At 43.6% G+C, this 12,255-nt stretch carries 11 protein-coding genes; 6 read left to right on the top strand and 5 right to left on the bottom strand.

What is annotated here, in order from left to right; genetic code table 11:
- Positions 1 to 81: 81 nt before the first annotated feature.
- The 3 genes from ASV53_RS18565 to ASV53_RS25540 form a co-directional block, all read right to left on the bottom strand.
- The gene (locus tag ASV53_RS18565) at positions 82 to 744 is read right to left on the bottom strand and encodes an HAD family hydrolase (RefSeq protein ID WP_094958185.1); all 663 of its coding nucleotides are present in this window, start codon (positions 742 to 744) and stop codon (positions 82 to 84) included.
- Positions 745 to 965: 221 nt separating this feature from the next.
- Complete coding sequence (ubiG, locus tag ASV53_RS18560) at positions 966 to 1,676, bottom strand: bifunctional 2-polyprenyl-6-hydroxyphenol methylase/3-demethylubiquinol 3-O-methyltransferase UbiG (protein WP_094958184.1); 711 nt, start codon at positions 1,674 to 1,676, stop codon at positions 966 to 968.
- Between the two features lie 178 nt (positions 1,677 to 1,854).
- Positions 1,855 to 2,001: a hypothetical protein gene (locus ASV53_RS25540; RefSeq protein ID WP_164488542.1), complete on the bottom strand. Its 147-nt coding sequence runs from the start codon at positions 1,999 to 2,001 to the stop codon at positions 1,855 to 1,857.
- 502 nt (positions 2,002 to 2,503) lie between these two features.
- Between ASV53_RS25540 and gyrA the strand changes: the two genes are divergently transcribed.
- Positions 2,504 to 5,176, top strand: coding sequence for a DNA topoisomerase (ATP-hydrolyzing) subunit A (gene gyrA / locus ASV53_RS18555; protein WP_062688617.1), 2,673 nt, complete (start codon positions 2,504 to 2,506; stop codon positions 5,174 to 5,176).
- A 235-nt stretch (positions 5,177 to 5,411) separates the two neighbouring features.
- Complete coding sequence (serC, locus tag ASV53_RS18550) at positions 5,412 to 6,494, top strand: 3-phosphoserine/phosphohydroxythreonine transaminase (RefSeq protein ID WP_094958183.1); 1,083 nt, start codon at positions 5,412 to 5,414, stop codon at positions 6,492 to 6,494.
- Positions 6,495 to 6,573: 79 nt separating this feature from the next.
- Here the strand turns inward: serC and ASV53_RS18545 are convergent, their stop codons facing one another.
- Both ASV53_RS18545 and ASV53_RS18540 read right to left on the bottom strand, forming a co-directional pair.
- Complete coding sequence (locus ASV53_RS18545; protein WP_094958186.1) at positions 6,574 to 7,026, bottom strand: GNAT family N-acetyltransferase; 453 nt, start codon at positions 7,024 to 7,026, stop codon at positions 6,574 to 6,576.
- A gap of 9 nt (positions 7,027 to 7,035) precedes the next feature.
- A complete protein-coding gene (locus ASV53_RS18540; RefSeq protein ID WP_094958182.1) occupies positions 7,036 to 7,464 on the bottom strand; it encodes a nucleotide triphosphate diphosphatase NUDT15 in 429 nt (142 codons plus the stop codon).
- A gap of 299 nt (positions 7,465 to 7,763) precedes the next feature.
- Here ASV53_RS18540 and aroA point away from each other — a divergent pair, with 299 nt between their 5' ends.
- The 4 genes from aroA to ihfB all read left to right on the top strand — a co-directional run bounded on the left by aroA (position 7,764) and on the right by ihfB (position 12,121).
- On the top strand, positions 7,764 to 9,047 hold the full coding sequence (aroA, locus tag ASV53_RS18535) for a 3-phosphoshikimate 1-carboxyvinyltransferase (RefSeq protein WP_094958181.1): 1,284 nt from the start codon (positions 7,764 to 7,766) through the stop codon (positions 9,045 to 9,047).
- Between the two features lie 244 nt (positions 9,048 to 9,291).
- Positions 9,292 to 9,972, top strand: a complete 681-nt coding sequence (gene cmk, locus ASV53_RS18530) for a (d)CMP kinase (protein WP_062688632.1) — start codon at positions 9,292 to 9,294, stop codon at positions 9,970 to 9,972.
- Between the two features lie 103 nt (positions 9,973 to 10,075).
- Positions 10,076 to 11,746 (top strand): 30S ribosomal protein S1, encoded by a 1,671-nt coding sequence (gene rpsA, locus ASV53_RS18525; RefSeq protein ID WP_094958180.1) that lies wholly within the window; start codon positions 10,076 to 10,078, stop codon positions 11,744 to 11,746.
- Positions 11,747 to 11,830: 84 nt separating this feature from the next.
- Entirely contained in the window at positions 11,831 to 12,121 is a 291-nt protein-coding gene (ihfB, locus tag ASV53_RS18520; protein WP_062688635.1) for an integration host factor subunit beta, read from the top strand.
- Positions 12,122 to 12,255: the final 134 nt, after the last annotated feature.

The following is a 12,255-nucleotide window of genomic DNA, read 5'->3' as shown; positions in this document are numbered from 1 at the left end:
TCAGATGTGTTTATGTGACAGCAATAAAACCATGGTTGTCAGACGAAAAAGACGCTCAAAAAGTGTCTGTTTTGGTGGTATTTATTTAAGCAATAAAGTGAGTATATCTTGCGGAGTCGGCAGAATACCTGCCGCGTTCCATTGTTCAGGGAAATGGTGCTCTCCGATATAACCCCAACTTGCAACAAAGCCCTGCATGTTGGCGGCGTTGGCGGCAATCATGTCTTTTTCAATATCCCCGATATAAGCACACCGTGTATGAGGGGTTGCTATTAACTCACTGGCGTACAGTAAGGGTTCTGGATGCGGTTTCGCAAGCGGGAGAGTATCACCACAGACAACGGCCTTGGCGCGTTGAAGTAACGGGAAAAAGGGGAGTAACATCTCTGTTAGAAAGGCCGGTTTATTGGTCATGATACCCCAAGGAATACCATGATGATCCAAACTGCAAAGAAGATGTTCAATTCCGTGATAAAAACGGGTGTTGATGCAAATGCTTTGCTGATAATAGTCGAGGAATTCTTGACGGAGCGAAAGGAAATCGAGGTGGTCAGGAATTCCATCAAATCCGGCTTCTAGCAGGCCTTTAGCGCCGAAACTGGTGTTTGCTTGAATTTGATGATTACGGAGTGGAGGTATGCCATGCTTCGCAAGGACTTTATTGGCCGCAAGTGCCATATCTGGCGCGGTATCGAGTAATGTACCGTCAAGATCGAAGAGTACACCTTCAATAGGTTGGGGCATAGCAATATCCTTATCAAAGTAAACCAGCTACTCACCCTTATTCGCGTAATAGAAAAAGTAAGGCGCTAAGAGAGGCGAACCAACGCTGATAAACATGAAAGGCGTAAGTGAATAGGCAGCGTCGCTTTAATAAGAATAGCTAGCTTTAGAATAAGTGGGGTAAGTATCTGATCACTTTAACAATGATTAAGTGATCAGATAATGATCTTGTTATACTGAAACTACATTGGTTTCACTGTATGCACGATGTAGTTCACATCGACATTACTGCCCAACCAATAGTTGTTGGTTAGTGGGTTATAGTGCAGGCCGATAATATGGCGTTCTTGCAGCGGTGTTTGATCTATCATTGCCATCATTTCTGAAGGGCGAATGAATTTGCTGTGATCGTGTGTGCCTTTCGGAACAACCTTAAGTAACTGCTCTGCACCGACAATGGCAAATAAATATGATTTAGCGTTACGGTTTAATGTCGAGAAAAAGACATGGCCGCCAGGTTTAACCATTTTTGCACAGGCTGCAATCACTGAGGCCGGATCTGGCACATGCTCTAACATTTCCATGCAAGTGACGACATCGTAAGTTTCTGGATTTTGTTCTGCATGTTCTTCTGCGGTGCATTGCACATACTCGAGCTTAGTGCCCGTTTCTAAGGCGTGCAGACGAGCAACAGTAAGCGGTTCTTTTCCCATATCAAGGCCAGTAACCTCACCACCTTCGACTGCCATGCTCTCAGCTAAAATACCGCCACCGCAGCCAACATCGAGCACTTTCTTACCAAACAAGCCATCAGCGTGATCAATCACGTAATTTAATCGTAGTGGGTTGATTTCGTGAAGGGGTTTGAATTCACCTTCCAGATCCCACCAGCGTGAGGCCATATCTTCAAATTTACTGATTTCTGCCGGATCGACATTTAACGGTTTGGTCATGCTTCGTGCCATTTGTCCATAATCGGTGGCCGCATTATAGCTAATTGTTAGCGACTTGAAATAGTTAGATGCGAGATGGGGGATAGAAGTGGAATTAAATAGGGGAAGTCACAATGTGGCTTCCCGCTGAAGGTAAAACAGACAGCAGAAACCGGCACTGATACCGATATAAAAATGGCTACTGTGATATTTCTGCCATAACAAATGAAAAGGCATCGGGATTGATCGATCCTGAAAATGCAGTCATAGCGGCAAGAATGAGCATTAAAATGTATTTACCACCAATGATGCAAAGCCCAATAGTATTAATTGCAGATCCCAACATAACAACCTCACTCAATAATTAACGTGAACATTACGTAGAGCACGCATTACCAGTCAGGCTGTATACCAACGGATTATGACTGGGTGATTATAACGAAGTGTTTCTCACCAAGTGACTATCGGGTTATTCACCTTGTTTGGTATTGCCTGGTTGATTCTACTGGGCTTAATTATTTTGATGGTGACAGCGATCTTATTTTTGCTTTTTAAAAAAGTGACAAGTGAATGTTTTTGTATAAAAAGCGAGCGCATCTCAATTTTACAATTGGTATCACTTTCTTTTATATTTTGAGGTTGAGATAGGTTTGTAGAATGTGTTTTTACGCTGAAGTATGAGTTTGTTAACTAATCGATTGATATTTACTCGCTCTTTTAGACTAAACTGCTCCATTACTCACAACATAAAGTGTGAAAGGTATGCCTATTTTTACGGAAATATGCTATATTCTCGCACCTTGCACGTATAAAAATACGACAGAAATTACCTGAGGGATATTGGCTCAATGAGCGATCTTGCAAAAGAGATCACGCCCGTAAACATTGAAGAGGAGCTGAAAGGCTCATACCTCGACTATGCGATGTCAGTTATCGTTGGTCGTGCTCTTCCGGATGTGCGTGATGGCCTAAAGCCTGTGCACCGTCGCGTATTATTCGCGATGAATGTGCTAGGCAATGACTGGAACAAAGCATATAAAAAATCTGCCCGTGTGGTAGGTGACGTTATCGGTAAATATCACCCACACGGTGATAGCGCTGTATACGACACTATTGTACGTATGGCTCAACCATTCTCACTGCGATACATGTTAGTCGACGGTCAAGGTAACTTCGGTTCCGTTGATGGTGACTCCGCAGCGGCAATGCGTTACACCGAAATTCGTATGGCAAAAATTGCCCACGAACTTTTGGCAGATCTAGATAAAGACACTGTTGACTATGTACCGAACTACGATGGTACAGAGCAAATCCCAGCTGTTCTTCCAACTCGAGTACCTAACTTATTGGTGAATGGTTCATCGGGTATTGCCGTGGGTATGGCTACAAACATACCACCGCATAATCTGGGTGAAGTGATCAACGGCTGTCTTGCTTATATCGATAATGAAGACATCACTATCGATCAGCTAATGGATTACATCCCTGGTCCTGATTTCCCAACAGCAGCATTGATTAATGGCCGTAAAGGCATTATCGATGGTTACCATACTGGCCGCGGTAAAGTTTACATGCGCGCCAAGGCTACAATCGAAGCTGAAAAGAACGGTAAAGAAACTATTATCGTTACTGAAATCCCTTATCAAGTTAACAAAGCACGTTTGATCGAAAAGATCGCAGAGCTTGTTAAAGATAAGAAGGTTGAAGGTATCAGCGCACTACGTGATGAGTCTGATAAAGACGGCATGCGTATTGTTATTGAATGTAAGCGCGATGCTGTGGGCGAAGTTATTTTGAATAACTTGTACTCACAAACTCAGCTACAAACAACATTCGGTATCAACATGGTTGCTCTAGACCATGGTCAGCCTAAGCTGTTTAACTTAAAAGATATGCTGAAGTGCTTCGTGAATCACCGCCGTGAAGTGGTGACACGCCGTACAATTTTTGAATTGCGTAAAGCGCGTGAGCGTGCCCACCTTCTTGAAGGTTTAGCAATTGCTTTGGTTAATATCGATGAAATTATTGAATTAATCAAAAAAGCACCAACACCACAAGTTGCACGTGAAGGCCTTCTGGCTCAACCTTGGCAGCTTGGTGATGTGTCAGCAATGCTTGAACGTGCTGGTAGTGATGCTGCACGTCCTGAGTGGTTAGCACCTCAGTATGGTATTCATGGTGGTCAATACTTCTTAACTGAACAGCAAGCACAAGCGATCCTTGAGCTTCGTCTGCACCGTTTGACCGGCCTTGAGCATGAGAAGATCCTTGATGAATACAAAGGTCTTCTAGACATTATTGAAGAACTACTTCTAATTTTGGGTAGCTCTGAACGTCTAATGGAAGTTATTCGTGAAGAACTACACGCTGTTAAAGAGCAGTTTAACGATGAACGTCGTACAGAAATTACAGCGGCAAGCCACGACATCGATCTTGAAGATTTAATTACACAAGAAGATGTAGTCGTAACACTATCTCACGAAGGTTACGTTAAGTACCAAGTGCTAAATGATTACGAAGCGCAACGTCGTGGTGGTAAAGGTAAAGCTGCAACACGCATGAAAGATGAAGATTTCATCGAGCGTCTTCTAGTAGCCAATACCCATGATACGATTCTGTGCTTCTCTAGCCGTGGTCGTATGTACTGGCTAAAAGTTTACCAGTTACCATTAGCGAGCCGTACTGCACGTGGTAAGCCAATTGTTAACATTCTTCCATTAGAAGAAGGTGAACGCATTACCGCTATCTTGCCTGTTAAAGAATACGAAGCTGATAAGTTTGTATTCATGGCAACAGCAGACGGTACAGTTAAGAAAACGCCACTGACTGACTTCAGTCGTCCTCGTAGTGCCGGCATCATTGCGGTTAACCTACGTGATGGTGATTCACTGATTGGCGTTGATGTAACTAACAGCACAGACCAAATCATGCTGTTCTCTGAAGCAGGCAAAGTTGTTCGCTTCTCTGAAGAACAAGTACGTGGTATGGGCCGTACAGCTGCGGGTGTTCGTGGTATGAAACTAGCGAATGGCGACAAAGTTGTCTCGCTAATCGTACCGCACAATGAAGGTGACGTATTAACAGTAACTGAAAACGGTTATGGTAAGCGTACTGCATTGGATGAATACCCAGCGAAGAGCCGTGCAACACAAGGTGTTGTATCGATTAAAGTCTCTGAGCGTAACGGTAAAGTAGTTGGTGCCGTTCAAGCTGAAGACGGTGACGAATTCATGATGATCACCAATGGTGGTACTCTGGTTCGTACACGTGTTTCTGAAGTGAGCCGTGTTGGCCGTAACACTCAAGGTGTAACGCTGATCCGAACTGCGGAAGATGAGCTTGTTGTTGGTCTACAACGTATCGATGAGCCTGAAGAAGTAATGCTGGATGACGACGCTGTTATTGACGGTGAAGCAACAGTGGTTGAAGGTGAAGTAGCAGCAGACCAAGCGTCTGATGCTGAACAGCCACAACAACCTGAATCTGATTCAGAGCAAGATGAATCAACTGACGAAGAGTAATCTTCTTAGTTCGAATCACTAATAAAAGCGCAGCCTACGGGTTGCGTTTTTTTATATCTAAATAAAATTCGCTATGAGATGAAAGGCTTATGGTGAGTTTTTTCGTGAAATTATTGGGCTAGGGCTTTTCAGCGCTGTCTCAAAGGTGTAAAACGAAGATATTGATCTTTATCACACTCAACCAAATCCTAGTGTGAGTATTAATATAACCGATAGCAGGAGCACACTTTTCATCATGGAAAAAGTCTATAACTTTTGCGCTGGCCCAGCGATGATCCCAGCGGAAGTTTTAAAAAAGGTTCAGGAAGAACTCATTAATTGGAATGGTTTAGGCACGTCTGTGATGGAGATTAGCCACCGCAGCAAAGAGTTTCTTGCTGTGGCGGAACAGTCGGAAAAAGATCTACGTGATTTACTAGCAATTCCTGCAAACTACCATGTGTTATTTTGCCATGGTGGTGCACGTGGTCAGTTTGCGGCGGTACCGATGAACTTGCTGGGTGATGCTACATCAGCAGACTATATGGATGGCGGCTATTGGGCTCACAGTGCTGTCGCTGAAGCAAAGAAATACTGCTCACCGAATAATGTTGATATCACGTGTGTGCGCGATGGTAAGAAAGCGATCTTACCAGCATCAGAGTGGCCAATGTCTGACGATGCTGCGTTTGTGCATTTCTGCCCGAATGAAACCATCGATGGGATTGAAATCCGTGACTTGCCTGAAACAGATAAGCCGATTGTCGCAGATATGTCATCTACCATTTTGTCTCGTGAAATCGACGTGTCCAAATACGGTGTGATTTACGCTGGCGCACAAAAGAATATTGGTCCCGCTGGATTAACACTGGTGATTGTGCGTGACGATTTACTGGGCAAGGCGAAAACAATTTTACCTAGCATTTTAGATTACTCGGTGCTGGTGGATAAAGAATCAATGTTTAATACTCCACCTACGTTTGCCTGGTATTTGGCAGGTGAAGTTTTCAAATGGCTGAAAAGCATTGGTGGTGTAGCAGAGATGCAACAGCGCAACGAAGCCAAAGCAAAAGTGCTGTATGACTTCATTGATCACTCGGATTTCTATCGTAACGATGTACACGCCGACAACCGTTCGTTAATGAATGTACCTTTTCAGCTGAAGAACCCTGAACTTGATGCTTTATTTTTAGAACAAGCCGATACTGCTGGTTTGGTTGCACTGAAAGGGCATCGAGCTGTGGGGGGGATGCGTGCATCTATTTATAACGCGATGCCAATTGAAGGTGTGCGAGCGCTCGTTGATTTTATGAAAGCCTTTGAGCAAGCAAATGCATAATAGATCTTTGCTTCAATAGTATCAAAAGAAAGCAGCCGAATATGGCTGCTTTTTTATGTGTGCATTATTGTGGGAATGGTTAGTTCTCGTGCTGATAACGCATATAGACAAGCTGCTTGTCTTCACTGGTTTGAATGAACCCCAAACGCTTGTAGAGCGCCCCGACACGATTACCTTGTAAGTAACTGAGCGTTAACGGTAGTTGCTGTTGCCGCGCTTGTCTAATTGCAATACCTAGAACTTGAGAGCCAATACCGAACCCTTGATAGGACGGTAAAATAAAGAATCGGCAGAAATAGAGTTTATCGCCTTGGTGCTGCACTAAGTAACTACCAATCGCTTTGCCATTTGACTCAATGATTAAAGGGCGCTCTTCGAGCCACTCTTCTGCATGAATCTTTCTTTGTATAGATTCATCCCAGCCAAAGACTGCCGTAATAGGTTCGAACTCAGACTGTTTTTTTAAATCAAACAGGAATTCATAATCATCCTCAACGGCTGGACGAACCGTAAATTGGCGAGACGTTGGCATGGGCATTGGTTAGGCGCTGAGACAAATGACGTTATTTAAATAACAAGCGATAGACTGTTCGCTCGCATCGAAGTGAGGTTGGGGAAGGGCTCTAGGGTCCACCCAGATCCAACCATCGCACTTATCAGGCTCTTTTAATTCAGGAACACCAGTATATTCAGTCGCTAATAAAGCGATACTGATGTAATGCAGTCCAGATTCTTGATAGGTCTTTAAGTTGTTGGTGATAGCGATAACTTGTGGGTTGTGAATGTGAACGCCCGTTTCTTCAATCATCTCACGCGTGGCACATTGCTCAAAAGTTTCGCCCATTTCTAAGTGGCCACCAGGAATAGAATAGTACGGTGAATGACTATTTCTGCGCTTACCTACCAGCACTTGCCCTTTATTATTTACCAGAATAATCCCTATGCCCACTTTAGGTGTTTCTGCTGTCATATAAAGCCTTTAACTCTAATAAGTGCGTTTTAAGAGTATATATACAATGAAGTTACTGAGGTGCCAATCTAATTCGTGAGCAATTGATTTAAAGAAGCGCTATTGCAATAAAAACTGCGATGAATGTTATTGTTAACTTCAACAATAGGCAGTAATGAATTGAATAAGCAGAGCAATAATAGGTTTAGAGGCTCTGCGATGAACGTTGTACTAGTTAGGTGATGCATTGGTGCTGGTATCTCGTCACATTATTCGCTAATCTGCAAGAACGCATAATATTTAGGATGATCAGAGAAGCAATGGAAAGTTTAACGTTACAGCCAATTCAACGGATTAATGGTGTAGTGAACCTACCTGGTTCTAAAAGTGTCTCGAACCGAGCTTTGTTATTGGCAGCGTTAGCACAGGGACAAACTCGCTTAACTAACTTGCTGGATAGCGATGACATTCGTCATATGCTTAATGCTCTTGAATCTCTGGGTGTGCAATATCAATTATCTGCAGATAAAACTGAATGTATAGTTGACGGCTTAGGTCACGCTTTTCAGCCAGAAAAAGCCCTTGAACTATATTTAGGCAATGCGGGTACAGCAATGCGACCATTAGCTGCTGCATTATGCTTAGGTGGCGGGGAGTTTGTTCTAACGGGTGAGCCCCGCATGAAAGAGCGTCCAATTGGTCACCTTGTTGATGCACTGCGTGCTGCTGGTGCTGATGTTCGCTACTTGGAAAATGAAAATTACCCACCACTAGCCATTAAAGGTACTGGCTTAAAGGGTGGAGAAGTTGAAATCGATGGTTCGATTTCTAGCCAGTTCTTAACTGCATTTTTAATGGCTGCACCAATGTCAGAACAAGACACGGTCATTCGTATTAAAGGTGATCTTGTTTCTAAGCCTTATATTGATATTACACTGCAAATTATGGCGCAATTTGGCGTGTCGGTTGAAAACCGTGATTATCAAGAATTTGTAGTGTCCGCAGGACAGACTTATCAAGCACCTGGTGACTTTTTAGTTGAAGGTGATGCATCATCTGCTTCTTATTTTCTAGCTGCCGCTGCTATTAAAGGCGGTGAAGTTAAAGTGACAGGGATAGGTAAAAAAAGCATTCAAGGTGATGTGCAGTTTGCTGACGCACTTGCCGCAATGGGGGCTGAAATTGAGTGGGGTGATGACTATGTTATTGCTCGTCGCGGTGAACTTAAGGCTGTAGATCTTGATTTTAATCATATTCCAGATGCCGCGATGACGATTGCGATAGCCGCGTTATTTGCCGATGGCACAACGTCGATCCGTAATGTGTACAACTGGCGTGTGAAAGAGACTGACCGCTTAGCAGCAATGGCAACAGAACTCCGTAAAGTGGGTGCTGAAGTCGAAGAGGGGCATGATTACATTACTATTACGCCACCTCAGCAGTTGACCCACGCAACGATTGATACTTACGACGATCACCGCATGGCTATGTGTTTTTCATTGGTGGCACTAAGTGATACGGCAGTGACGATCAATGATCCTAAGTGCACATCTAAAACCTTCCCTGATTACTTTGATAAGTTAGAAGGTCTAGCCAATCAATAATTGCATTTAAAATAAGCATAAGAAAATAATCAATAATTACACCCATGCCGCAAGATATGGGTGTTTTTTCTTCAGCTGACATTTTCCTCTTCTAAAGCGACTGTTTTCTTCTGCCCCTTTACAAAAAAATCACGTATAATCTGCGCCCGTTTGATTGATGGCTTAACTTTGTTGTTGCTGCTTTTTTGCTATGCAAAATTAAGCGATTAATATTAACGATTGTGAAAATATTCGGAGATACTCTATGTCTACACATTCACCAGTAATCACGGTTGATGGCCCCAGCGGTGCAGGTAAAGGCACATTATGTATGCTTTTAGCTGACAAGTTAGGTTGGAATCTTTTAGATTCTGGCGCTATTTATCGCGTACTAGCGCTTGCTGCTCTGCATCATGGTGTTGATCTTGAGTCAGAAGAAGCGTTAGTTGTGCTGGCTGCCCACTTAGATGTGCAGTTTGTCGCTGAAGGTGACTTGGTGAAAGTGATCTTAGAAGGTGAGGATGTATCCCCCACTTTACGCACGCAAGATGTTGCAAATGCAGCATCAAAAATTGCAGCGCTTCCACGTGTACGTGAAGCATTGCTACGTCGCCAACGTGCATTTAGTGAAGCGCCAGGTTTAGTGGCTGATGGTCGCGATATGGGCACGGTTGTTTTCCCTCAAGCGGAGGTGAAAATCTTCCTTGATGCGAGTGCGGAAGAACGTGCTAATCGTCGTATGAATCAGTTGCAAAATAAAGGCATAGATGTTAACTTTGTCACCCTTTTAGGCGAGATTCAAGAACGCGATTATAGAGATCGTAACCGTGCGGTTGCTCCTCTACGTCCCGCTGATGATGCTTTAGTGCTAGACTCTACTGAACTTTCGATAGAGGAAGTGACAGCACAAGCTCTCGCTTATATTGAACAAAAATTGTCTTGTTGAATAATCAGCAAGGCGGCGTCGGTGTCAAGGAAGATAACTGACTTTTATATCAACCCCATGCGGTAGGATACCCATGGTTGTTTATCAAATTGAAGATTAAATAATGACTGAATCTTTTGCTTTACTCTTTGAAGAGTCTCTAAACGAAATCGAAACACGCCCAGGCGCGATCGTTAAAGGTACTGTAATCGCTATCGAGAACGGTTACGTTCTTGTTGATGCAGGCCTTAAGTCTGAGTCATCTATTCCTGCTGAAGAATTCAAGAACGCTGCTGGCGAACTAGAAATCGAAATCGGCGCACAAGTAGATGTTGCTCTTGACGCGATCGAAGACGGTTTCGGTGAGACTAAACTTTCTCGTGAGAAAGCTAAGCGTCACGAAGCTTGGATCCAGCTTGAAAAAGCTTACGAAGATGCTGAAACTGTTGTTGGTATCATCAACGGTAAAGTTAAGGGCGGCTTCACAGTTGAACTTAACGGCATCCGTGCGTTCCTACCAGGTTCTCTAGTAGACGTACGCCCAATTCGTGACACTGCTCACCTTGAAAACAAAGAGTTAGAGTTCAAAGTAATCAAGCTTGATCAGAAACGCAACAACGTTGTTGTTTCTCGCCGCGCAGTTATCGAATCTGAAAACAGTGTTGAGCGTGATGAGCTACTTGCATCTCTACAAGAAGGCATGGAAGTTAAAGGTATCGTTAAGAACCTTACTGACTACGGTGCTTTCGTTGATCTTGGCGGTGTTGACGGTCTTCTACACATTACTGATATGGCTTGGAAACGCGTTAAGCACCCAAGTGAAATCGTTAATGTTGGTGACGAAATCAACGTTAAAGTTCTTAAGTTCGACCGTGAGCGTACTCGCGTATCACTAGGTCTTAAGCAACTTGGCGAAGATCCATGGGTTGCAATCGCTAAGCGTTACCCAGAAAGCACTAAGCTATCTGGTCGCGTAACTAACCTAACTGACTACGGCTGCTTCGTTGAAATCGAAGAAGGCGTTGAAGGTCTTGTACACGTTTCTGAGATGGATTGGACTAACAAAAACATCCACCCATCAAAAGTTGTTAACGTGGGCGACGAAGTTGAAGTTATGGTTCTTGATATCGACGAAGAACGTCGTCGTATCAGCCTAGGTCTTAAGCAGTGTAAAGCTAACCCATGGCAGTCATTTGCAGAAATGCAAGCTAAGGGCGATAAAGTAACTGGTAAGATCAAGTCTATCACTGATTTCGGTATCTTCATCGGTCTTGAAGGCGGCATCGACGGTCTAGTTCACCTATCTGACATTTCTTGGAATGTTTCTGGTGAAGACGCAGTTCGTGACTTCAAGAAAGGCGACGAAATTTCTGCAGTAGTTCTTGCAGTTGACGCAGAGCGTGAGCGTATCTCTCTAGGCGTTAAGCAAATCGAAGAAGACCCATTCAACGGCTACGTTGCAGTTAACAAGAAAGGTGCTCTAGTTACCGGTACTGTTACTGCAGTTGACGCGAAAGGCGCAACAGTTGAGCTAATTGAAGGCGTTGAAGGTTACCTACGTGCTTCTGAAGCATCTGTTGACCGTGTTGAAGACGCAACTCTAGTTCTTTCTGTTGGCGATTCTGTTGAAGCTAAATTCACAGGCGTTGACCGTAAGAACCGCGTAATCAACCTATCTGTACGCGCTAAAGATGTTGCTGAAGAGCAAGAAGCAATGGCTACTCTGAACAAGCAAGATGATGCTTCGTTCGGTAGCGCTATGGCTGATGCATTCAAAGCAGCTAAAGGCGAGTAATTGAGCTTAGGGAGAAAAAGCGTTTTAGCATTTTCTCCCTAAACGGTTATACTATTGAGAAACATACTAAAAACCGGAGTGTTTATGACAAAGTCTGAATTAATTGAAAGGCTATGTAGTCAACAAACACATCTTTCTGCCAAACAGGTAGAAGATGCAATCAAGGATATCCTTGAGCACATGGCGGGCACCCTCGAAGAGGGCGATCGTATTGAGATCCGTGGCTTTGGTAGCTTCTCGTTGCATTACCGTGCTCCCCGTGTAGGTCGCAACCCTAAAACTGGTGACAAGGTTGAGTTGGACGGCAAGTACGTTCCTCACTTCAAACCAGGTAAAGAATTACGCGATCGTGTTAATTTGTCTTTGGCTGGTTAACCACGGTTCTGACAAAAACGGCATACATTGTATGCCGTTTTTTTATGCCTAAAATTTGAGTTCTACTGTTTGCTGACTGACAGCATATTCTAAAATGGCTTCACGGCATTATTTCTAATTGATAATTATTCCTA

It is taken from the genome of Photobacterium sanguinicancri, assembly GCF_002265265.1.
GTDB lineage: Bacteria > Pseudomonadota > Gammaproteobacteria > Enterobacterales > Vibrionaceae > Photobacterium > Photobacterium sanguinicancri.
The sequence above is the reverse complement of the archived record's forward strand: the minus strand, read 5'-3'. Positions and strand labels throughout refer to the sequence as shown.

What these genes read in the sequence shown, in the direction of transcription:
- ihfB (WP_062688635.1), top strand. Translation starts at nt 11,831, where the DNA reads ATGACAAAGTCTGAATTAATTGAAAGGCTATGTAGTCAACAAACACAT.
- gyrA (WP_062688617.1), top strand. Translation starts at nt 2,504, where the DNA reads ATGAGCGATCTTGCAAAAGAGATCACGCCCGTAAACATTGAAGAGGAG.
- ASV53_RS18545 (WP_094958186.1), bottom strand. Translation starts at nt 7,026, where the DNA reads ATGCCAACGTCTCGCCAATTTACGGTTCGTCCAGCCGTTGAGGATGAT.
- ASV53_RS18540 (WP_094958182.1), bottom strand. Translation starts at nt 7,464, where the DNA reads ATGACAGCAGAAACACCTAAAGTGGGCATAGGGATTATTCTGGTAAAT.
- cmk (WP_062688632.1), top strand. Translation starts at nt 9,292, where the DNA reads ATGTCTACACATTCACCAGTAATCACGGTTGATGGCCCCAGCGGTGCA.
- ASV53_RS25540 (WP_164488542.1), bottom strand. Translation starts at nt 2,001, where the DNA reads ATGTTGGGATCTGCAATTAATACTATTGGGCTTTGCATCATTGGTGGT.
- serC (WP_094958183.1), top strand. Translation starts at nt 5,412, where the DNA reads ATGGAAAAAGTCTATAACTTTTGCGCTGGCCCAGCGATGATCCCAGCG.
- aroA (WP_094958181.1), top strand. Translation starts at nt 7,764, where the DNA reads ATGGAAAGTTTAACGTTACAGCCAATTCAACGGATTAATGGTGTAGTG.
- rpsA (WP_094958180.1), top strand. Translation starts at nt 10,076, where the DNA reads ATGACTGAATCTTTTGCTTTACTCTTTGAAGAGTCTCTAAACGAAATC.
- ubiG (WP_094958184.1), bottom strand. Translation starts at nt 1,676, where the DNA reads ATGACCAAACCGTTAAATGTCGATCCGGCAGAAATCAGTAAATTTGAA.
- ASV53_RS18565 (WP_094958185.1), bottom strand. Translation starts at nt 744, where the DNA reads ATGCCCCAACCTATTGAAGGTGTACTCTTCGATCTTGACGGTACATTA.